The organism is Streptomyces sp. R33 (assembly GCF_041200175.1).
Classification (GTDB): Bacteria; Actinomycetota; Actinomycetes; order Streptomycetales; family Streptomycetaceae; genus Streptomyces; species Streptomyces katrae_B.
The window spans coordinates 6,299,035-6,319,391 of record NZ_CP165727.1; the positions used below are offsets into that span (position 1 = coordinate 6,299,035).

A 20,357-nucleotide genomic window follows, 5' to 3' on the forward strand; every position below is an offset into this window, starting at 1 on the left:
CCGGGTCAGGACTCCGACAGGCGGGCCGCCGCGCGCAGTTGGCGGGCGTTGGAGCCCTGCAGGAAGCGGATCACCGTCTCCAGCTCCGCCGTCGTGAACTCCTCGCACAGCTCCGCGACCTCACGGGCCCAGTCCTCGAACACCGGCCGGATCTCGGCCAGCCGCTCCGGCAGCGCCTCCACCAGGACCCGCCGCTTGTCCGTCGGGTGCTTGACCCGGCGGACACAGCCCTTGCGCTCCAGCCGGTCGACCAGGCCCGTCACCGAGGCCGGGGCCAGTCCCGAGTGCTGGGACAGCTCCTTCGCCGTGAGCGGGCCGCGCCGCATGAGCAGGTCCAGGGTCTTCGTCTCGGTGGCGCTGAGCCCCTGCTTGGCGGCGGCCGCCTCGTGGAACACCACGGTCGCCGCGCTCGTCTCGCGGCCCGTGCGGTTCAGCTCGGCCAGTACCGCTTCCCGGCGGGGGTCCGTCTCGTCGTTCATGGCATCCACCGTACCAAGTGTTTAGTTCGGGCGAACGAAAGAGTTGCGATCACGCGCGCCTCCGTGTCAATCTTTCGTTCGTCCGAACGAAATACTTTGGAGCCCGCCATGCCCTCGCCCTCGCCCGTCCCCCCGCCGGCGCACGCGCCCGCGCCCGTGCCCGCGTCCGTGCCTTCGGCACCCCATCCACGCCGCTGGGCCGCCGCCGTCGTCATGATGGTCGCCGCGCTCATGGACCTGCTCGACGTGACCATCGTCAACGTCGCCATCCCCTCCATCGGCCGCGACCTGCACGCCTCGCAGAGCGCCCTGCAGTGGCTCGTCTCCGCCTACCTCCTCGGCTTCGCCGCCACCCTGATCGTCTCCGGGCACCTCGGCGACCGGTACGGCCGCAAGGCCCTCTTCCTCGCCGGGACCGCCGGCTTCGGGCTCGCCAGCCTCGGCTGCGGCATCGCCCAGAGCCCCGGCCAGCTGATCGCCGCCCGCGCCGTGCAGGGCGTCATGGCCGCCCTGCTGATGCCCCAGGTGCTCGGCTCCTTCCGCACCCTGTTCCAGGGCAAGGAGCGCGGCGCCGTCTTCGGGATGTACGGGGCCGTCGCCGGCTTCGCCTCCGCCGTCGGACTGCTGCTCGGCGGCCTGCTCACCGACGCCGACCTGTTCGGCTGGGGCTGGCGGTCCATCTTCCTCGTCAACGTGCCCGTCGCCCTGGCCGCCAGCGTGGGCGGAGCCGTCCTGGTCCCCGCCACCCGCGAACGCGGCGCCGGCCGCCCCGACCTGGCCGGCAGCCTGGTCCTCGCCGGCGCCCTGATCGCCGTCGTGCTGCCGCTCGTCCAGGGCGAGGCGGGCGGCTGGCCGCTGTGGGGCTGGCTGTGCCTGGCCGCCGGGGTCCTCGCCGTCATCGGCCTCGGTGTCCTCGAAGCCCGCCGGCGCGGGACGGCGACCGTACCGCTGCTGCCCGCCCGCGCCTTCCGGCTCCCCGCCTTCTCCGTCGGCCTCGCCGTCCAACTGCTCTTCGCCGTCGGCATGCAGGGCTTCTTCCTGGTCTTCGCGATCTGGCTGCAGGGCGGCGAGGGCTACACCCCGATGCAGGCCGGCGTGCTCACCGTCGCCTTCTCCGTCGGCGGCTTCCTGACCGCCCCCGTCGCCGACACCCTCGCCGTCCGCTTCGGCCGCCTCGTGCTCGCTGCCGGCGCGCTGCTCATGGCAGGCGGCTTCGCCGGGGTCTGGTACGCCGTCTCCGCCTCCACCGCCGCGCACACCGGGGCCTGGCCGCTCGTCCCCGGCCTGCTCGTCGCAGGCGCCGGACTCGGCTTCCTGGTCGTACCGCTGGTCAACGTCGTCCTGTCCGCCGTCCCCGCCGACATCGCGGGCGGAGCCTCCGGAATCTTCTCCACCGCCCAGCAGTTCGGCGGAGCCCTGGGCGCGGCCGTCATCGGCAGCGTCTTCTTCGACGCCCTCGCCGACGGTGGCCCCACGCACGCACTGACCACCGCCATGCCCTGGGTGACCGCCGGATTCCTGCTCAGCGCCGTACTCTGCCTGGCCCTGCCGCGCACGGCGGTGTCCCCCGCACCGGCGCCCTCGGACGCCGAACCGGTCCCGGCGTAACCGCTGCCGGGGGAGCGGCGGAGCGAAGGCCCGGACGGGTCCGGCACAGGGAACGGCCCCGGCCCCCTGGCGGGGGGGTCGGGGCCGGATCCTTCACTCGTGCGATGGGATAGGACTACCCACCCCGGCCATGACTTGAACCGCTCTCAGCCGACATCTTGGCCCTCGTCCGCGCCGCGTTCGCCGGGCCCCGGCTGCGGTCAGGTGTCGCAGTCCAGCACCGTGCGGCACAGCCCGCAGCGGGCGCGCACCGGCCCGCGCACCGGCAGCCGCAACCGCTGCCCGCACACCGGGCACGGGAAGCTGACCCGCGTCCCCGCCGGGTGCTCCTCGAAGACGTACGAGGCCCCCGGAGCGGCGGAGCCCGCCCGCCGGTCCCGGGCGTAGCGGCGCCGCTGCGCCCGGTCCGCGGCGGCGAGGGGGGCCCGGCGCAGCTCCCGCCCGGCGAGCTCGCGGCCGCGCACGTACGCCTCGTACGCCTGGGGGCTGGTGAACCAGGTGGACGGGTCCTCGCCCCCGCCGGGCAGGAGGGCGCGCCGGGCGAGGACATAGCCGAACTCCTCGGGGGTGAGGTAGCCGAGCTTCTGGTGGGTGAGCTCGTCCTCGCGGTAGGCGTCGAGGAGCAGCCAGCCGACGCCGAGGTAGGCGGCGGCGGTGTCGGTGAGGACCTCGTTGTCGGCGGTGGTGGGGAAGCGCAGGTCAAGCCGGTGCAGCAGGACGTGCGTGACCTCGTGGGCCAGGGCGGCGGCCAGATCGCGGCGGTGGGTGCGGAAGCGGTCGTTGACCTCGATGAAGTACTCGGGCCCCGAGGCCAGTTCCACGGTGGCGGCCTCCTCCATCGCCCGGAAGCAGACCACCATCCGGGCATCGGGCAGACGCAGCGCGCGCACGATCGCGGAGGCGACGCGGTGCGCGCCGAGGTGGAGGTCGTCGTCGGCGGTGAAGGCGGCGTCGGCGGGCGCGAAGCTCGTGTCGTAGGCCCGGATCCCCTCGTAGGAGAGCCGCCGGAACAGTGCGGTGATCGCGGCGCGGACGGTGTCGAGACGGGGGAATCCGTGCTCGACGGGGCTGCCGGACCGGCTGATGCGCGTCATGGCGCTCTCCGCGCCGCACAGCGTCCCGCAGGTTGTCCGAAAATGCGTTCTTGATGTCCGGTGAGAGGCGGGTGTGACATGTACGTGTCATTCACCCGATGACGTGCACGGCCCAACCCCCCACGAAAGGCAGTGTGTTGACCTTGTCCACCCTTGCCGCACTCATCAAGCGCACCCTCGCCGTCGGCGCCGTCGCCCTCGCCGCCGTCAGCCTCCAGCCCGCCGCCGCCAGCGCCTCCCAGGCCCCCGTCGTCGGCGGCACCCGCGCCGCCCAGGGCGAGTTCCCCTTCATGGTCCGCCTCTCCATGGGCTGCGGCGGCGCCCTCTACACCCAGCAGATCGTGCTCACCGCAGCCCACTGCGTCAGCGGCTCCGGCAACAACACCTCCATCACCGCCACCGCCGGAGTCGTCGACCTCAACAGCTCCAGCGCCATCAAGGTCAAATCCACCAAGGTCCTCCAGGCCCCCGGCTACAACGGCAAGGGCAAGGACTGGGCCCTCATCAAGCTCGCCAAGCCCATCAACCTGCCCACCCTCAAGATCGCCGACACCAAGGCCTTCGACAACGGAACCTTCACCGTCGCCGGCTGGGGCGCCACCCGCGAAGGCGGCGGCCAGCAGCGCTACCTGATGAAGGCCACCGTGCCGTTCGTCTCCGACGCCAGCTGCCAGAGCTCGTACGGCAACGACCTCGTCCCCAGCGAGGAGATCTGCGCCGGGCTGCCCCAGGGCGGCGTCGACACCTGTCAGGGCGACTCCGGCGGCCCCATGTTCCGCCGCGACAACAACAACGCCTGGATCCAGGTCGGCATAGTCAGCTGGGGCGAGGGCTGTGCCCGGCCCAACTTCCCCGGCGTCTACACCGAGGTCTCCACCTTCGCCACGGCCATCAAGAACGCGGCCGCGACCCTCTGAGCCCCCTGCCCCGTCCTTCCGGCCGAGTACACCCGGTACACCCGGGCCGGAAGGGCGGGGCGCGGCGCACCGTACGTCCGCAAGGCCGGCCGGAGCGGCACGCGGCCGGGGCACCGCCGCCCCGGCGCCGCCCGCTCGCGGGCCCGCGCGCCCGCCGGTCCCACGGGAGAGCGGCCTCGGGGTCACCCGGCGGCTCGCAGGCCGGGACGGTCCGCGCATCGTGATCGTCACCACCTCCGACCTCGACGAGTACGTCCACGCCGCGCTCCACGCAGGAGCATCCGGCTTCCTCCTGAAAGACGCCAGCCCCGCGATGCTGGTTGAGGCGGCCCGCGCGGCGGCCGTCGGAGCCTCCCTCGTCTCACCCGCCACCCTCACCGCCGGCGCGGCTCCCGGAGGAGGCCGGCTGGTCACAGCCGTACTCCCCCTCTGACCGGCCGACACCGGACCCGTCCGTCTCACGGACCGACTCGCCCGGGAACCACACGCGAACGCCACGTATTCTCGGGAACCATGAACAACAGCGCCCCCGACGAAGCCGCCGCGACCGGCGCAATCGACGAGAACGTCACCGCCGAGCTGGCCCGCCTGCGCGACAGCATCGACAACATCGACGCCGCCGTCGTCCACATGCTCGCCGAGCGTTTCAAGTGCACCCAGCAGGTCGGCCACCTCAAGGCCAAGCACCAGCTGCCCCCGGCCGACCCGACCCGCGAGGCCAGCCAGATCGCCCGGCTCCGCGAGCTCGCAGAGAACGCCAAACTCGACCCCGCGTTCGCCGAGAAGCTCCTCAACTTCATCATCGCCGAGGTCATCCGCCACCACGAGACGATCGCTGCGGGCGAAGAGTAGGCCGGAGCAGACGACCGGGGCCCACCCTTCGGGCAGCATGGGCCCCATGTCCGCACTGACGCGCAACGAAGCGCAGCTCCGAGCACAGCTCCTCGACGTCCACCACTACGCCGTCACCCTCGACCTCACCGGCGGCGACGACACCTTCGAGTCCACGACCGTCATCCGGTTCACCGCCCGCACCGCCGCGGACACCTTCGTGGAGCTGAAACCGGACGAACTGCACTCCGCCGAACTCGACGGCAGCCCCCTCGACCCGGACACCCTCGCCGACAACCGCCTCCCCCTCATCGGCCTCGGCGAAGGCCCCCACGAGCTGCGCATCGCCACCCGCATGCGCTACTCCCGCACCGGCGAAGGCCTCCACCGCTTCACCGACCCCGCGGACGGCGAGGCGTACGTCTACACCCAGATGTTCATGGACGACATCCAGCGCGTCTTCCCGGCCTTCGACCAGCCCGACCTCAAGGCCGTCTTCGAGTTCACCGTCACCGCCCCCGCCCACTGGACCGTCCTCGCCAACGGCATCACCGAGCGCACCGGCAACCGCGACACGGACGGCGCCGGCATCTGGAAGTCCGCCCCCACCCCCGTCATCTCCACCTACCTCGCCGCCGTCGCCGCCGGCCCCTGGCACAGCATCCGCACCGAACACGCCGGACTCCCCTTCGGCATCCACTGCCGGCAGTCCCTCGCCCCCCACCTCGACGCCGACGCCGAGGAAATCCTGTCCGTCACCACCGACTGCTACGACCGCTACCACGAGAAGTTCTCCGAGCCCTACCCCTTCGACTCCTACGACCAGGCCTTCGTCCCCGAGTTCAACGCCGGCGCCATGGAAAACCCCGGCCTGGTCACCTTCCGCGACGAATTCGTCTTCCGCTCCGCCGTCACCGACACCGAACGCCAGACCCGCGCCATGGTCATCGCCCACGAGATGGCCCACATGTGGTTCGGCGACCTCGTCACCCTGCGCTGGTGGGACGACATCTGGCTGAACGAGTCGTTCGCCGAGTACATGGGCTACCAGACCCTCACCGAAGCCACCCGCTTCACCGGCACCTGGACCGAATTCGGCGTCAACCGCAAATCCTGGGGCTACGACGCCGACCAGCGGCCCACCACCCACCCCGTCGCCCCCGACCCCGACGCGGTACCCGACACCGCCAGCGCCCTCCTCAACTTCGACGGCATCTCCTACGCCAAGGGCGCCTCCGCGCTGCGCCAACTCGTCGCCTGGCTCGGCGAAAAGGACTTCCTCGCCGGCATCAACACCCACTTCACCCGCCACAGGTTCGCCAACGCCTCACTCGCCGACTTCGTCGAATCCCTCGCCGCCCACACCGACCGCGACGTCCACGCCTGGGCCGACATCTGGCTGCGCACCACCGGCATCGACACCCTCACCCCCCACATCGAGGAGAGCCACGGCGGCTGGACCCTCACCGTCGACCACCACGGCACCCGCCCCCACCACATCGCCGTCGGCCTCTACGACCGCGACCCCGACAACACCCTCGAGCCGCGCGAACTCCTCACCATCGACGTCCCCTCCGACGAGATCGTCTCCGTCAGCGGCCCCCGCCCGGCCCTCCTCCTCCTCAACGACGGCGACCTCAGCTACGCCAAGGTCCGCCTCGACGACACCTCCCTCGAAACCGCCCTGCGCAAGCTGTCCGCCATCCCCGGCCCCCTCACCCGGGCCGTCGTCTGGAACTCCCTGCGCGACATGGTCCGCGACGGCGAACTCGAACCCGCCGCCTACCTGGCCACCGCCGGCGCACACCTGCCCGAGGAAGCCGACCTGGCCGTCGTCCAGGGCGTCCTCGCCTTCGCCCGCCACCACATCGCCGACCGCTACCTCGCCCCCGAACACCGCGCCGAGGCCCTCGCCACCCTCACCCTCACCGCCCGCGGCCTGCTGCGCCGCACCGAGGACGGCTCCGACCCCGGGCTGCGGCTCGCGGCCGTACGCGCGCTCATCGACGCCGCCACCCAGCCCGACACCCTCGCCGCCTGGCTCGAGGACGACACCGTGCCCGGCGGCCCCGAACTCGACCCCGAACTGCGCTGGCGCATCCTCGCCCGGCTGTCCGTCCTCGGCGCCGTCGGCGAGCGCGAGATCGACGCCGCCCTCGCAGCCGACCCCAGCGCCACCGGCGAGGAAGGCGCCGCCCGCTGCCGCGCCGCACTCCCGACCGCCGAGGCCAAGGCCGCCGCCTGGGAGCGCCTCTTCCACGACGACTCCCTCTCCAACTACCTCTTCAGCGCCACCGCCCAGGGCTTCTGGCAGCCCGAACAGGCCGACCTCGTACGGGACTACGTCCCCCGCTTCTACACCGACGCCATCGCCCTCGGCGCCCGCCGCGGCCCCGCCATCGCCGAAGCCGCCGGCCGCTACGCCTTCCCCGGCCACGCCGTGGACGAGGACAACCTCGAAGCCGGCCACACCGCCCTCGCCGACCCGTCCATCGTCCCCGCACTGCGCCGCAAGCTCGTCGACCAGCTCGACGACCTGTCCCGCGCCCTCCGCGTCCGCGCCTCCTGACACCCCCGGCGCGCCGCTTCCCCGGCCGCCGCCCCCGCCGACACCGGCCGGGGGCGGCGGCCGGAGGCATTCCCGGCCCCGTTCCCGGCCTCGTTCCCCGGCCTCGTTCCCCGGCCTCGTTCCCCGGCCCCGTTCCCGGGCCGCGGGCCCGCCGTCGCCCCGCGGACACCAACGTTCGGACAAACCCCGGCGGTTACCCCATTCGGGTCTGATCGTTGTACACGTCGGGCCACCCGGCTGTCACCGCAGCAGCGCCCGGCGCCAGGCACCCCACGACTGGGCCGGCACCCTGCCGCAGACCCCGTTCCCGTGAGGACACCGCATGACCGCGCCGCCCGGCACCCCGCCGCCCCCACCGCACGCGCTCGCCGGCGGCCGCCCCGGCGCCGAAGCCCTGCGGCCCCTCCTCGACACCGTCCTCGAAGCCCTCCACACCGGAGCCCAGGAGCGCGGCGGGCCGATTCCGGCCGGCGGCCCCGACGCCCTTGCGGCCCGCGTCGCCGCCGCACTGGGCGACGTACTCCCCGAAAAGGGCCACGGCGATCACGAGGCGCTCCGGACCCTCGTGCACACCCTCGCCGCCGGCGCCGCCGACCCCGCCGACCCCCTGTGCGCGGCCCACCTCCACGGCCCGCCCCTCGCCGTCGCAGCCGCCGCCGACCTCGCCGCCTCCGCCCTCAACCCCTCCCTCGACTCCTGGGACCAGGCGCCCGCCGCCTCCGCGATCGAAGCCCTCCTCACCCGCACCCTCGCCGCCGAGTTCTTCGACACCCCCCACCCCGACGCCCTCGTCACCACCGGCGGCACCGAAGCCAACCAACTCGCCCTGCTCCTCGCCCGCGAACGCCACGGACCCGGCCTGACCGTCCTCCACGGAGCCAACGCCCACCATTCCGTCCCCCGCGCCGCGTGGCTCCTCGGCCTGCCGCCCGCCCGCGCCCTCCCCACCCCCGCCGGCACCCTCGACCCCGCCCGCCTCGCCGAAGCCCTCGCCGCCACCCCCGGGCCCGTCCTCGTCACCGCCACCGCCGGCACCACCGACGCCGGCCTCATCGACCCCCTCGACCCCATCGCCGACCGGTGCGCCCAGTACGGCGCCGACCTCCACATCGACGCCGCGTACGGGGGACTGCTCGCCCTCAGCCCCCGCCACCGCCCCGCCCTCACCGGCTTGCAACGCGCCCGGTCGATCACCATCGACCTGCACAAACTCGGCTGGCAACCCGTCGCCGCAGGCCTCCTCGCGGTCCCCGACACCGCCCTGCTGGCCCCCCTCGCCCACCAGGCCGACTACCTCAACGCCACCGACGACACCGAAGCCGGCCTCCCCGACCTCCTCGGCCGCTCCCTGCGCACCACCCGCCGCCCCGACGCCCTCAAGATCGCCGCCACCCTGCGCTCACTGGGCCGCGACGGCCTCGCCCACCTCATCGACCGCACCTGCGAACTCGCCCACCACCTCGCCCGCCTCCTCGACGCACACCCCCGCTTCGAACTCCACGCACCCCCCACCATCAGCACCGTTCTCTTCCGCCCCACCCACACCGACGACACCCACCTCGCCGCCCTGCGCCGCACCCTCCTCCTCGGCGGCCACGCCGTACTCGGCCGCGCCACCGCCGACGGCCGCCTCTGGCTCAAAGCCACCCTGCTCAACCCCCACACCACAGCGCGGGACCTGGACACCCTCATCACCCTCCTGGAAGGCAGCACCCACCGATGACCGCCCAGCTCGATGCACCCCACGACCTCGTCGGAATCGGCATCGGCCCCTTCAACCTGTCCCTCGCCGCCCTCGCCCACGGCCTCCCCCACCAAGGCGCAGGCGAACTCGCCACCGCCTTCTACGACCAGTGCCACGACTTCCGCTGGCACCCCGGACTCCTCATCGACGGCACCACCCTCCAGGTCCCCTTCCTCGCCGACCTCGTCACCCTCGCCGACCCCACCAGCCCCTGGACCTTCCTCAACTACCTCCGGCACAAGGAACGGCTCTTCCCCTTCTACTTCGCCGAGCAGTTCCACATCCAGCGCGCCGAATACGACGCCTACTGCCGCTGGGTCGCAGGCCGCCTGCCCGGACTCCACTTCGGCCACCAGGTCGACGCCGTCCGCTGGAACCCCGAACGCGACCTCTTCGAAGTCGACCACACCCAGCTCGACACCGACGGCGAAGCCGAAGCCCTCGGCCGCACCTACACCCGCAACCTCGCCCTCGGCATCGGCACCGCCCCCTACGTCCCCGAACCCCTGCGCCCCCTCGCCGAAGCCCCCACCGTCCCCGTCATCCACTCCGCCGACTACCTCGACAACCGCCTGCGCATCCTCGGCGCCGACCACGTCACCGTCATCGGATCAGGCCAGTCCGGAGCCGAGGTCTTCCTCGACCTGCTCCGTTCCCGCCCCGCCGGCCGCGAACGCCTCACCTGGCTCGCCCGCACCCCCTCCTTCGCCCCCATGGAGTACTCCAAGCTCGGCCTCGAACACTTCACCCCCGACTACACCCGCTACTTCCACGCCCTGCCCGAACCCGTACGCGACCAGCTCGTCCCCGCCCAATGGCAACTCCACAAGGGCATCGACGCCACCACCATCACCGCCATCCACGAAGAGCTCTACCGCCGCACCCTCCACGGCGGCTGGCCCGACGCCGTCCTCACCCCCGGAGTCAGCGTCCGCACCGCCGGCCGCGTCGCCACCACCAAGGTCGAACTCCACCTCGAACACACCCAGCAGGGCACCCGCTCCCGCCTCACCACCGACGCCGTCGTCCTCGCCACCGGCTACAAGGAACGCCCCCTCACCAGCCTCCTCGCAGGACTCGACCCCTACCTGCGCAAGGACTCCTCCGGCCGCCCCCGCATCGACGAACGCCACCGCATGCTCCTCGACCCCTCCGTCACCGGCAGCGTCTTCGTCCAGAACGGCGAACGGCACACCCACGGCGTCGGAGCCCCCGACCTCGGCCTCGCCGCCTGGCGCAGCGCCGCCATCCTCAACACCCTCACCGGCAAGGAGCCCTACCCCCAGCCCGCCCGCACCGCCTTCACCACCTTCGGCCTCGAACAGCGGGAGCACACCCGCCCCCGCCCTGCGGGCGAACTCCGCCCCCTCGTCGACCACCCCTGAGAGGTCCTGCCGTCCGGTGATCGAGCCCCGCCCCCGCACGCCTCGAGGGGCGGGAACATTACCCGTACAACTATCCGCACAGGCCGAACGTCTCTTCTGGCGAAGAAACGTTTCCAGGGGGTTTTGTCTGTGAAGTTTTCCCGGATCGCCGCAGCGGTCACCACCGCTGCCCTTGCTCCGGCCGTCCTCATCGCGTCGCCGGCGTTCGCCGCCGGCCCCGACGCCCCGGCCGCAGGCCACCAGCCGGCACCGACCATGCCGGACCAGCCCGCGCCCGACCAGCCCGCGCCCGACCAGGCCGAAGAGGACCGCAAGACCATCCTCGCGATCATCGCCCACCCGATGGCCAGCGAGTTCATGAAGGAAGCCGGCCGCAAGGCCATCGCCGACGGCCCACAGGCCATGCGGAAGTTCATCGAAGTCGACCAGCACAAGATCCGTATCGACGACTACCGCATCGCCATCCTCCGTCTCCTCGCCCACGCGGGCCCCGGCCTGAAGGAGGGCATCAACAAGGTCCTCAGCAGCGGAAACGACATCGAAAAGCTGCGCCACTTCTACGACGTGACCCAGCACGAGCTGCGCGACGACGACAACAAGGTCGAGATCTCCCGGCTGATCGGCACCGGCGGCCCCGCCGTGAAGGAAGCCGGCAAGAAGGCACTGCGGGGCACCCCCGCCGACCGCGCGGAGTTCCTTAAGACCGGCCGTTTCCTCGCCCAGGCCTCCGACGACCTGGTCGAACTGGCCCGGATCGACGAAAGCTGGGACGGCCCGATCCTCAGCGAGGCGATCAGCAAGCTCATGAGCGGATCGCCCACCCCGGCCGAGCTGCGCCACTTCCTGGAAGTGACCCAGTACGAGCTGCGCGACCAGGACAACCGCGTCGCCATCGCCAAGATCATCGACGGCGGCGGTCCGGAACTCGTCAAGGCGGGCCGCGCCGCGCTCGCGGGCACCGCCGCCGACCGGACCGAGTTCCTCAAGACGGGCCAGCACGAGGCCCGCGCCAAGGACCAGGCGGCCAAGGACAAGGCGGCCAAGGACAAGCCCGCCCCCGGCAAGGACGGCCAGGAACAGGGCAACGGCTCCGGCACGGGCTCCGGTACCGGCGCCGCGACCACCGGCAACACGGCCACCACCGCCCAGGGCCACAACGGCGCACCCCTCGCCACCACGGGCGCGGGAGACAACACGACCCTGATCGCAGGCGGCGCGGGCACCGCGCTCATCGCCGGCGCCGGACTGCTGCTCGCCGCCCGGATGCGCCGCGCCGGCGCGGAAGGCTGACCGGACCCGCACCACCAAGGGTGGCCGGCCGCCGCACACCACGGCCGGCCACCCCGTCCGGCCACCCCGTCCGGACTAGAACACCGGAGTCCCGGCCCGGGTCAGCCGCCAGTCCACCGACGCGAACTGCGCCGGGTCGATCGTCCCCTTCGCCTTCACCCACTGGATGATCGTGTTACGGATCTCCTCCGAATTCGCCCACAGCTGCTTCGCCCGCGGCACGTGCGGGAAGTTCCCGCCACCCGACGCCCGGTAGTTGTTCACCGCCAGCACGAACTCCGCAGCCGGATCCACCGCCTTCCCCTGGAACGACAGCCCCGAGATCCGCGAACCCACCGGCTGCGCGATGTCGATGTCGTACGCCAGCCCGTACACCGCGTCGTAGTTGTAGTCCGGGATGCTCTCGGAGTTCGTCAGCTTCGCCGGGTCCACCGGAGCACCCGGCGCCGTCTGCACGTAGTATCGCGCCGAGTACTCCAGGTAGTCCTTCAGCTGCGCCCCCGTCAGCAGCCGCGCCTCCATCGTGTTCTCGAACGGGTACAGCCCCGCCGCATCCCTGATCGTCACCTGCCCGGCCGGAATCGACGCCGTACGCGAGAAGCACGACGCCTGCGACAGCACCGGCAGCGCCGCCCACTGCGTACCCGCCAGCGCCCCCTTCACCGTGTCCGCCTGCACACGGTTGATCAGATCGATGATCGCGACGTCCTTGACCGGCCCCTCCGCCGAAGACATCGACTGCGTGGACGTACCGATCACCTGGTTCACGTACGCCACGACCTTGCGGTGCTCGTCCGACAGCAGCCGGGTCATCTTCGGGTCCTCGGCGACCGTGTTCGAGTTCAGCACGCGCGCCGACACCTTCGCCACCGACCAGCAGCCCTTCGACCACGTCAGCTCGAAGTCGAACAGCGTCAGACGCTGCCCCCACTTCAGCGGCTCCGACAGCACCACGTCCTTGCCGGTCGCCTTGTTCTTCACCCGGTACTCCGGGATCTCCGTGTGCGCGTGCCCCACCAGGATCGCGTCGATCCCCGGCACCTGCTCCGCCACCAGACCCGCCGCGTTCTCGACGTACGGCAACTGGTCACCGTACGAAGACGTACCGCTCGAACCCGAGTGCGCCGACACGATCACCACGTCCGCACCCATCGACCGCAGCTTCGGGACGTACTTCGCCGCCTGCTCCTCCAGCCCCGGGAACGTCATCTTCCCCTGCACGTTCGCCTTGTCCCAGATCGCGATCCCCGGGTTCGTCAGCCCCATCACCGCCACCTTCACATCCCGCCCGTGCGGAGTCCGCAGCCGGTGCATGCTGTACGGCGCGAACGCCGGCCGCAGCGTCTTCGCATCCAGTGCGTTCGCCCCCAGCAGCGGGAAATCACACTGCTCCTCGAACTTGCGCAGCACCGGTATGCCGTAATTGAACTCGTGGTTCCCCAGCGCCGCCGCGTCGTAGCCGATCGCATTCATCGCCTGCGCCATCGGGTGCACCGGACCGCGCCGCGCGGTGATCGGATCCACCTTCGCGTAGTAGTACGACAGCTGCGTGCCCTGGATCGTGTCACCCGCATCGATCAGCAGCGTGTTGCAACGCCCCTTCTCCGCCCGCACCTGGTCCACGAGCGTCGAGATCTTCGCCAGGCCGACGTCGTTGTGCGCCTTGTCGTCGAACTCCTTGTCGGTGAAGTAGTCCCAGTTGAAGACGTTCCCGTGCAGGTCCGTCGTCCCCATCACCGTGAACGAGTACGTACGCGACTTCCCCGCGCCCCCGGCCCCGGCGGCCCCGGGGGCCACCTCGGCCGCGGCGGCCGGAGCACCCGCAGCCCCCGCCAGCGCAACAGCCGCACCCGTCGCGGCCGAAGTACCCAGAAACGTCCTACGGTCGAACGCCATGCCATCTCCCCTTGTGAGGCGAACAGATCTCGAAGCGTGAAACAACGCGCGTAGATTCTGACCGATCGGTAACAACCGGCAACACCCCCATCAGGTTTCGATCCGATGACCACCGACCCGCCCGGCCGACAGTGCGACAGTGGAAACCATGACCCAGGACGCACCGCACCAGCCCTACGGAACCCCCGAAACCCCCCGCGTCGCCGTCCGCGGCGAAGCCCGCCTCGAAGTCGACCCCGAAATCGCCCGCATCGGCATCACCGTCAGCGCCCGTGGCACCGACCGACGCACCGCCCTCCAAGACCTCACCCGCCGCAACAACACCGTCCTCGACCTGGTCAAAAGCTACGGCGACGCCGTCGAAAAACTCGAAACCGGCGCCTTCTCCATCAACCCCGAACTCACCCGCCACGGCCGCGCCGAACGCATCCGCGCCTACCACGGCCGCGTCCACATCACCGCCGAACTCGCCGACTTCACCGCCCTCGGCGAACTCACCACCCGCCTCGCCGACCTCGAACTCACCAGCGTCGACGGCCCCTGGTGGGCCCTGCGCCCCACCTCACCCGCCCACGGCGAAGCCCGCCGCCAAGCCGTACTCGAAGCCGTCCAACGCGCCCGCGAATACGCCTCCGCCCTCGGCGCCGACCTCTCCGCCCTCGTCGAACTCGCCGACCTCGGCGCCGAAAACGCCGTCAACTTCCAGCCGGCCGCCTCGGGCAGCGGCATGCGCACCATGGCCTTCAGCACCACCGAAGAAACAGCCCCGCCCCTCGACCTCGAACCCCAGCGCCAAACCGTCTACGCCCAGGTCAACGCCCGCTTCACCATGACCCCTCCCCGACTGTGAACGCCGCCGCCCCGACCGGCGCATGGACCCTGGAGCGACTCCGCCCCGACCACGCCCCCGCCCTCCTCGACTTCGAACGGGAAAACCGCGCGTACTTCGCACGGACCGTCCCCGACCGCGGCGACGCCTACTTCACCGAATTCGCCCACCGCCACCGCGCCCTGCTCGCCGAACAGGACACCGGCCTGTCCCACTTCCACGTCCTCATCACCCGCCACGGCACCCTGACCGGCCGCGTCAACCTCATCGACATCGAGGACGGCAGCGCCGAACTCGGCTACCGCATCGGCGAACACGCCGTCGGCCGCGGCGCGGCCACCGCCGCCGTCGCCGAAATCTGCCGCCTCGCGGGCAGCACGTACGGGCTCACCCGCCTCACCGCCGTCACCACCCTCGACAACCCGGCGTCCCTGACCGTCCTGCGGCGCAACGGATTCACCCAGGTCGAGACCACCACCGTCGACGGCCGCCCCGGCATCCGCCACGAACGCCCGCTCGCCCCCCGGAACTGATCAAAAAGCGCACCGACGACACCCCCCGGGGGTGCTCATCAGAGCACCCCCGCGCACATTCAACAATTGTCAACAACCTTTTGCCCAACGGTTGTTGAGTGGACACCCGGATCCAATTTCCTACTGCCTGGTAGGGGCATACGCTCGCCCCATGCGCCGAGCAAAAATCGTATGTACCCTGGGCCCCGCCACCGACTCATACGACCAGATCAAAGCCCTGGTCGAAGCCGGAATGGACATCGCCCGCCTCAACCTCAGCCACGGCACCTACGCCGAACACGAGGAGCGCTACCAGCGCGTACGCAAAGCCTCCGACGAAACCGGCCGCAGCGTCGGCATCCTCGCCGACCTTCAAGGCCCGAAGATCCGCCTCGGCCGATTCGCCGAAGGCCCCGTACTCCTTGAACGCGGCGACGAATTCACCATCACCGTCGAAGACCTCGAAGGCGACCGCCACACCTGCGGCACCACCTACAAAGGCCTCGCCACCGACGTCACCACCGGCGAACGCATCCTCGTCGACGACGGCCGCGTCACCCTCGAAGTCACCGGCGTCGACGGCCCCCGCGTCCAGACCCTCGTCATCGAAGGCGGCATGGTCTCCGACCACAAGGGACTCAACCTCCCCGGAGTCGCCGTCTCCGTCCCCGCCCTCAGCGAGAAGGACATCGACGACCTCCGCTGGGCCCTGCGCACCGGCGCCGACGTCATCGCCCTCTCCTTCGTCCGCAGCGGCCGCGACATCGAAGACGTCCACCGCATCATGGACGAAGAAGGCCGCCGCCTCCCCGTCATCGCCAAAATCGAAAAGCCCCAAGCCGTAGAGAACATCGACGACATCGTCGCCGCCTTCGACGGCATCATGGTCGCCCGCGGCGACCTCGGCGTCGAAATGCCCCTCGAACAAGTCCCCATCGTCCAAAAGCGCGCCGTCAAACTCGCCAAGCGCAACGCCAAACCCGTCATCGTCGCCACCCAGATGCTCGACTCGATGATCGACAACTCCCGGCCCACCCGCGCCGAAGCCTCCGACGTCGCCAACGCCGTCATCGACGGCACCGACGCCGTCATGCTCAGCGGCGAAACCAGCGTCGGCAAATACCCCGTCGAGACCGTCAAGACCATGTCCCGCATCGTCGAAGCCGCCGAAGAAGACATCCTCGCCAAGGGCCTGCCCCCGCTCACCGAACGCAGCAAGCCCCGCACCCAAGGCGGAGCCGTCGCCCGCGCAGCCGCCGAAATGGGCGACTTCCTCGGCGCCAAATTCCTCGTCGCCTTCACCCAGAGCGGCGACACCGTCCGCCGACTCTCCCGCTACCGCTCACCCATCCCCCTGCTCGCCTTCACCCCCGACCCCGCCACCCGCTCCCAGCTCAACCTCACCTGGGGCGTCGAAACCTTCCTCGGCCCCCACGTCGAATCCACCGACGCCATGGTCGCCCAAGTCGAAGAAGAACTCCTGCGCATCGGCCGCTGCGTCCCCGGCGACACCGTCGTCATCACCGCCGGCTCACCCCCCGGCGTCACCGGATCCACCAACCTGGTCCGCGTCCACCACATCGGCGACCCCGTACGCTGACCCCCTCCGCCGCACCCCCACCGCGTCGGGCCCCGTCCCGCCCGACGCGGCCACGCGGCAAGACGCCTTGACCTCGACTCAACCAGAGGTCCTACGGCGATGCGCATGACGACGATCAAGACCTACCCCCAGGACCAACTCGCCGCCCAGCCCATCGGCTACTGCTGCTTCCAGTCGACGCCGAGGCGATCCAGCGTGCTGGTCAGGAGCCTGGTGATGTCAGCCGACTTGTTCGTGAAGAAGTACCGCGGGTACTCGTACCGCTTGCCGTTCCGGACGGTCCAGTTGGTGATCCGACACCCGTCGGAATGAATGAGCCCCCGGACGAACTCCCACGGGTGGGCGTCGAGGATCTCCTGCTGCCACCCTTCGAGGACGATCCGCCGCTCGTGCTTCTTGCCCGGCCCGTGCTGCGGAAACAGGCAGGTCCAGTGCCGTCCGTAACTGGTGACGGCCACGCAGCCCTGGCGTTGCAGCACGTGGACCTTGTGGTCGGGTCGCACGGCGGTGATCGCTGCGCGGCACAGCTCGATCAGCCCTGGCCACGCGTCGGCGCAGGCGATTCGCAAGTGGTGCCCGCCGCGGGGGTGCGGGCTGATGCAGCCATCGCCGAGATAGAGGCCGAGAAGATAGGCGTAGGACGCCGCGTGGCCCGGGCCGGAGCACGGTGCCGCGTTGATGCGGGGTAGAGGTTCGATGCGTTCCTGCCACGCACGGATGGCGGACCGGGATATCCCCGTTTCCTTGCTGACGGAGTTCATGCTGCGCCCGTCGGCCAGCAGGTCCAGTGCGTGCATGCGGGTGGCGATGTCGTACATGTGGTCGACGCTGCCGCGCCCAATTCGCTCACGTGGCGCATTTCGGCAGGCTTCGCTGAAACGAGTGATGGTCACGCGGTAATCACGTGACCATGGAATCTAAGCAAAGTGCCCCAGGTGGGATTCGAACCCACACTGTCCGCTGTTTGAGAGCGGCCTCTCTGACCAGTTGGAGTACTGGGGCCTAAGAAACGAAGGCTCGGGGGAGCCCTACGCGAGACCACCTTACCGTAGCTAGGTAGGCTCAGGGGAGTTTGTTATGCCCCGCAAAGAGGAGCCTCCAGTGACCGCCGAGCACGAGTCGACGCCCACGCCCGACGCCGACCAGTCGCACGTTCCGCCGCTGACGACCCGCGTCGTCATCGCCGAGGACGAGGCGCTCATCCGTCTCGATCTGAAAGAGATGCTCGAGGAGGAGGGCTACGCCGTGGTCGGCGAGGCCGGGGACGGGCAGACCGCCGTCGAGCTGGCCCGGGAGCACCGGCCCGACCTGGTGATCCTCGACGTGAAGATGCCGGTCCTGGACGGGATCTCCGCGGCCGAGAAGATCGCGGAGGAGTCCATCGCCCCCGTGCTCATGCTGACCGCGTTCTCGCAGCGCGACCTGGTCGAGCGGGCGCGGGACGCCGGGGCCATGGCGTACCTGGTGAAGCCGTTCAGCAAGAGCGACGTGGTGCCGGCCATCGAGATGGCGGTGTCGCGTTTCGCGGAGCTGCGGGCGCTGGAGAAGGAGGTCGCGGACCTCTCGCAGCGGCTGGAGACGCGCAAGCTCGTGGACCGTGCGAAGAGCATTCTGCAGACGCAGTACGGGCTGTCCGAGCCTGCTGCGTTCCGGTGGATCCAGAAGACCTCCATGGACCGTCGCATGTCCATGCAGCAGGTTGCCGAGGCGGTCATCGAGGACGCCGAGGAGAAGAAGAACGCCGCGAAGTAGCGCGTGGCGCGTACGCGTGAGGCCCGCCACCGGGGGACGGTGGCGGGCCTCAGGCTTGAGTGGATCCCTAGTCCTCGCCGAGGTACGCCTTGCGGACGTCCTCGTTGTGGAGGAGCTCCTGGCCGGAGCCGGAGAGCACGATCTTGCCGATCTCCATCACGTGGGCCTGGTCGGCCAGCGAGAGGGCGGCCTGGGCGTTCTGCTCGACGAGCAGGATGGTGGTGCCCTGGGCCTTGAGTTCGGCGATGGTCGCCATGATCTTCTGCATCATGAGGGGGGAGAGGCCCATGGAGGGCTCGTCCAGCATGAGCAGCTTGGGCTGGGACATGAGGGCCCGGCCCATGGCGAGCATCTGCTGCTCGCCGCCCGAGAGGGTGCCGGCGGCCTGCTTGCGGCGTTCGCCCAGGATGGGGAACATCTCGTAGGCGCGCTGGATGTCCTTCTCGATGCCCTCCTTGTCGGTGCGCAGGAAGGCGCCGAGTTGGAGGTTTTCGGCGATCGTCAGCCGGGGGAAGATGTGGCGTCCCTCGGGGGAGTGGGCGAGGCCCAGGGAGACGATCTTGTGGGCGGGGACCTGTGCGAGCGGCTTGCCGTCGAAGGTGATGGTGCCGCCGGCGGGCTTGAGGAGTCCGGAGAGGGTGCGGAGGGTGGTCGTCTTGCCGGCGCCGTTGGTGCCGACGAGGCAGACGATTTCGCCTTCGTTGACCTCGAAGGAGATTCCCTTGACGGCTTCGATCTTGCCGTAGGCGACCTTGAGGTCTCGGACCTCGAGCAGTGCGGTCACTTGGCGTCTCCGTCCGTGCTGGTGGTGCCGGTGGTGCTGTCCGAGTCCGCGTCGGCGTCGGCCTCGGCCTCGGCGTCCGGCTCCGCGTCGGCTTCCGCCTCGGCTTCGGCGTCCGCGTCCGCGTCCGCGTCCGCCTCCGCCTCGGCTGCTGCCGGTGCCTCCGCTTCGGCCTCGGCCGGTGCCTCGGCCTCGGCCGGTGCGTCGGCCTCGGCCTCCGGCTCCGCCTCCGCGTTCGCCTCGGCGGCTTCGACCTCGGCGGCCTCCGCCGCGCCCGGGTCGCCTTCGAAGGGCTCGCCGAGGTAGGCGGCGATGACGCGCTCGTCGCCCTGGACCTCGGCTGCGGTGCCTTCGATGAGCTTCTCGCCCTGGACGAGGCAGGCGACGCGGTCGCAGAGGTTGAAGATGAAGCGCATGTCGTGCTCGATGACGAGTACGGCGATGCCCATGTCCCGGATCGCGAAGATGAGTTCTTCGGCGGCGCGGGTCTCCTGCGGGTTCATGCCGGCGGTCGGCTCGTCCAGGAGGATGAGGCCGGGGTCGCTGGCGAGGGCGCGGGCGATTTCGAGCTTGCGCTGCTCGCCGTAGGGGAGGTTCTTGGCGAGGTGCTGGGCCTTGTTCTGGAGGCCGATGAACTCCAGGAGTTCCATCGCCCGTGCCTCGCTGGCGGCTTCGGCCTTCTTGAAGCCGGGGCCGCGCAGGAGGGCGGACCAGAGGCCTTCCTTGGTGCGGGTGTGGCGTCCGACGAGGACGTTCTCCAGCACCGTCATGTTGTGGAAGAGCCGGATGTTCTGGAAGGTGCGGGCGATGCCGGCGCTGGTGACCAGGTGGGGCTTGGGCGGCAGGACCGTGCCCTTGTAGCTGACGGTTCCCTCGGTGGGGACGTACAGCCCGGTGAGGCAGTTGAAGAAGGTGGTCTTGCCGGCGCCGTTGGGGCCGATGAGGCCGACGATCTCGCCCGCGTTGACCTTGAGGTCGACGGCCTTGACGGCGGTGAGGCCGCCGAAGCGCATGGTGACGCCGCTGGCATCGAGGACGGTGGTCGTCGTGGTGGTGTCTGTGGTGGTCAT

General features: G+C 70.7%; 18 protein-coding genes and 1 tRNA gene. 12 read left to right on the forward strand and 7 right to left on the reverse strand.

All coding sequences use genetic code 11. From position 1 onward, the window contains the following. Positions 1-5: 5 nt before the first annotated feature. The gene (locus tag AB5J51_RS29000) at positions 6-479 is read right to left on the reverse strand and encodes a MarR family winged helix-turn-helix transcriptional regulator (protein ID WP_053786879.1); all 474 of its coding nucleotides are present in this window, start codon (positions 477-479) and stop codon (positions 6-8) included. A 108-nt stretch (positions 480-587) separates the two neighbouring features. Here AB5J51_RS29000 and AB5J51_RS29005 point away from each other — a divergent pair, with 108 nt between their 5' ends. Further along, complete coding sequence (locus AB5J51_RS29005) at positions 588-2,087, forward strand: MFS transporter (RefSeq protein WP_369779016.1); 1,500 nt, start codon at positions 588-590, stop codon at positions 2,085-2,087. 200 nt (positions 2,088-2,287) lie between these two features. Here AB5J51_RS29005 and AB5J51_RS29010 read toward each other — a convergent pair whose 3' ends face one another. Then, positions 2,288-3,181: a hypothetical protein gene (locus tag AB5J51_RS29010; protein ID WP_136224623.1), complete on the reverse strand. Its 894-nt coding sequence runs from the start codon at positions 3,179-3,181 to the stop codon at positions 2,288-2,290. Between the two features lie 134 nt (positions 3,182-3,315). On the opposite strand from AB5J51_RS29010, the gene AB5J51_RS29015 reads away from it, so the two are divergent. The 7 genes from AB5J51_RS29015 to AB5J51_RS29045 all read left to right on the forward strand — a co-directional run bounded on the left by AB5J51_RS29015 (position 3,316) and on the right by AB5J51_RS29045 (position 11,917). Then, positions 3,316-4,098 (forward strand): serine protease, encoded by a 783-nt coding sequence (locus AB5J51_RS29015; protein ID WP_199828049.1) that lies wholly within the window; start codon positions 3,316-3,318, stop codon positions 4,096-4,098. A 220-nt stretch (positions 4,099-4,318) separates the two neighbouring features. Then, positions 4,319-4,531 (forward strand): hypothetical protein, encoded by a 213-nt coding sequence (locus AB5J51_RS29020; RefSeq protein ID WP_369779017.1) that lies wholly within the window; start codon positions 4,319-4,321, stop codon positions 4,529-4,531. An 80-nt stretch (positions 4,532-4,611) separates the two neighbouring features. Further along, positions 4,612-4,950: a chorismate mutase gene (locus AB5J51_RS29025; RefSeq protein WP_030292092.1), complete on the forward strand. Its 339-nt coding sequence runs from the start codon at positions 4,612-4,614 to the stop codon at positions 4,948-4,950. A 46-nt stretch (positions 4,951-4,996) separates the two neighbouring features. Beyond that, entirely contained in the window at positions 4,997-7,498 is a 2,502-nt protein-coding gene (gene pepN / locus AB5J51_RS29030) for an aminopeptidase N (protein ID WP_369779018.1), read from the forward strand. Positions 7,499-7,820: 322 nt separating this feature from the next. Further along, positions 7,821-9,221 (forward strand): aspartate aminotransferase family protein, encoded by a 1,401-nt coding sequence (locus AB5J51_RS29035; RefSeq protein ID WP_369779019.1) that lies wholly within the window; start codon positions 7,821-7,823, stop codon positions 9,219-9,221. Beyond that, the gene (locus tag AB5J51_RS29040) at positions 9,218-10,627 is read left to right on the forward strand and encodes a lysine N(6)-hydroxylase/L-ornithine N(5)-oxygenase family protein (RefSeq protein WP_053785738.1); all 1,410 of its coding nucleotides are present in this window, start codon (positions 9,218-9,220) and stop codon (positions 10,625-10,627) included. Before AB5J51_RS29035 ends, AB5J51_RS29040 begins: the two co-directional genes overlap by 4 nt. Before the next feature lie 129 nt (positions 10,628-10,756). Continuing rightward, entirely contained in the window at positions 10,757-11,917 is a 1,161-nt protein-coding gene (locus AB5J51_RS29045) for an ALF repeat-containing protein (protein ID WP_136225932.1), read from the forward strand. Between the two features lie 75 nt (positions 11,918-11,992). Here AB5J51_RS29045 and AB5J51_RS29050 read toward each other — a convergent pair whose 3' ends face one another. Beyond that, the gene (locus AB5J51_RS29050) at positions 11,993-13,813 is read right to left on the reverse strand and encodes a bifunctional UDP-sugar hydrolase/5'-nucleotidase (protein WP_369779020.1); all 1,821 of its coding nucleotides are present in this window, start codon (positions 13,811-13,813) and stop codon (positions 11,993-11,995) included. A gap of 148 nt (positions 13,814-13,961) precedes the next feature. Here AB5J51_RS29050 and AB5J51_RS29055 point away from each other — a divergent pair, with 148 nt between their 5' ends. The 3 genes from AB5J51_RS29055 (at position 13,962) to pyk (ending at position 16,754) form a co-directional block, all read left to right on the forward strand. Continuing rightward, a complete protein-coding gene (locus AB5J51_RS29055; protein WP_053785741.1) occupies positions 13,962-14,663 on the forward strand; it encodes an SIMPL domain-containing protein in 702 nt (233 codons plus the stop codon). After that, a complete protein-coding gene (locus AB5J51_RS29060; protein ID WP_369779021.1) occupies positions 14,660-15,175 on the forward strand; it encodes a GNAT family N-acetyltransferase in 516 nt (171 codons plus the stop codon). Before AB5J51_RS29055 ends, AB5J51_RS29060 begins: the two co-directional genes overlap by 4 nt. Positions 15,176-15,326: 151 nt before the next feature. Continuing rightward, positions 15,327-16,754 carry a pyruvate kinase gene (pyk, locus tag AB5J51_RS29065; protein ID WP_136225935.1) on the forward strand — a complete coding sequence of 476 codons (1,428 nt, stop codon included), beginning with the start codon at positions 15,327-15,329 and terminating at the stop codon, positions 16,752-16,754. 158 nt (positions 16,755-16,912) lie between these two features. Here the strand turns inward: pyk and AB5J51_RS29070 are convergent, their stop codons facing one another. Further along, positions 16,913-17,572, reverse strand: a complete 660-nt coding sequence (locus AB5J51_RS29070) for a helix-turn-helix domain-containing protein (RefSeq protein WP_369780333.1) — start codon at positions 17,570-17,572, stop codon at positions 16,913-16,915. A 109-nt stretch (positions 17,573-17,681) separates the two neighbouring features. Continuing rightward, positions 17,682-17,756: transfer RNA gene (locus tag AB5J51_RS29075), tRNA-Leu, on the reverse strand. A 75-nt stretch (positions 17,757-17,831) separates the two neighbouring features. Between AB5J51_RS29075 and AB5J51_RS29080 the strand changes: the two genes are divergently transcribed. Further along, positions 17,832-18,506: an ANTAR domain-containing response regulator gene (locus tag AB5J51_RS29080; RefSeq protein ID WP_051832085.1), complete on the forward strand. Its 675-nt coding sequence runs from the start codon at positions 17,832-17,834 to the stop codon at positions 18,504-18,506. A gap of 67 nt (positions 18,507-18,573) precedes the next feature. On the opposite strand, the gene AB5J51_RS29085 is transcribed toward AB5J51_RS29080, so the two are convergent. Together AB5J51_RS29085 and AB5J51_RS29090 are read right to left on the reverse strand one after the other, a co-directional pair. Next, entirely contained in the window at positions 18,574-19,290 is a 717-nt protein-coding gene (locus AB5J51_RS29085) for an ABC transporter ATP-binding protein (protein WP_053785745.1), read from the reverse strand. Then, a complete protein-coding gene (locus tag AB5J51_RS29090) occupies positions 19,287-20,357 on the reverse strand; it encodes an ABC transporter ATP-binding protein (RefSeq protein ID WP_369779022.1) in 1,071 nt (356 codons plus the stop codon). The genes AB5J51_RS29085 and AB5J51_RS29090 overlap by 4 nt, the downstream gene beginning before the upstream one ends.

What these genes read in the sequence shown, in the direction of transcription:
- AB5J51_RS29000 (WP_053786879.1), bottom strand. Translation starts at nt 479, where the DNA reads ATGAACGACGAGACGGACCCCCGCCGGGAAGCGGTACTGGCCGAGCTG.
- AB5J51_RS29005 (WP_369779016.1), top strand. Translation starts at nt 588, where the DNA reads ATGCCCTCGCCCTCGCCCGTCCCCCCGCCGGCGCACGCGCCCGCGCCC.
- AB5J51_RS29010 (WP_136224623.1), bottom strand. Translation starts at nt 3,181, where the DNA reads ATGACGCGCATCAGCCGGTCCGGCAGCCCCGTCGAGCACGGATTCCCC.
- AB5J51_RS29025 (WP_030292092.1), top strand. Translation starts at nt 4,612, where the DNA reads ATGAACAACAGCGCCCCCGACGAAGCCGCCGCGACCGGCGCAATCGAC.
- pepN (WP_369779018.1), top strand. Translation starts at nt 4,997, where the DNA reads ATGTCCGCACTGACGCGCAACGAAGCGCAGCTCCGAGCACAGCTCCTC.
- AB5J51_RS29035 (WP_369779019.1), top strand. Translation starts at nt 7,821, where the DNA reads ATGACCGCGCCGCCCGGCACCCCGCCGCCCCCACCGCACGCGCTCGCC.
- AB5J51_RS29040 (WP_053785738.1), top strand. Translation starts at nt 9,218, where the DNA reads ATGACCGCCCAGCTCGATGCACCCCACGACCTCGTCGGAATCGGCATC.
- AB5J51_RS29050 (WP_369779020.1), bottom strand. Translation starts at nt 13,813, where the DNA reads ATGGCGTTCGACCGTAGGACGTTTCTGGGTACTTCGGCCGCGACGGGT.
- AB5J51_RS29055 (WP_053785741.1), top strand. Translation starts at nt 13,962, where the DNA reads ATGACCCAGGACGCACCGCACCAGCCCTACGGAACCCCCGAAACCCCC.
- pyk (WP_136225935.1), top strand. Translation starts at nt 15,327, where the DNA reads ATGCGCCGAGCAAAAATCGTATGTACCCTGGGCCCCGCCACCGACTCA.
- AB5J51_RS29070 (WP_369780333.1), bottom strand. Translation starts at nt 17,572, where the DNA reads ATGTACGACATCGCCACCCGCATGCACGCACTGGACCTGCTGGCCGAC.
- AB5J51_RS29080 (WP_051832085.1), top strand. Translation starts at nt 17,832, where the DNA reads ATGCCCCGCAAAGAGGAGCCTCCAGTGACCGCCGAGCACGAGTCGACG.
- AB5J51_RS29090 (WP_369779022.1), bottom strand. Translation starts at nt 20,357, where the DNA reads ATGACCACCACAGACACCACCACGACGACCACCGTCCTCGATGCCAGC.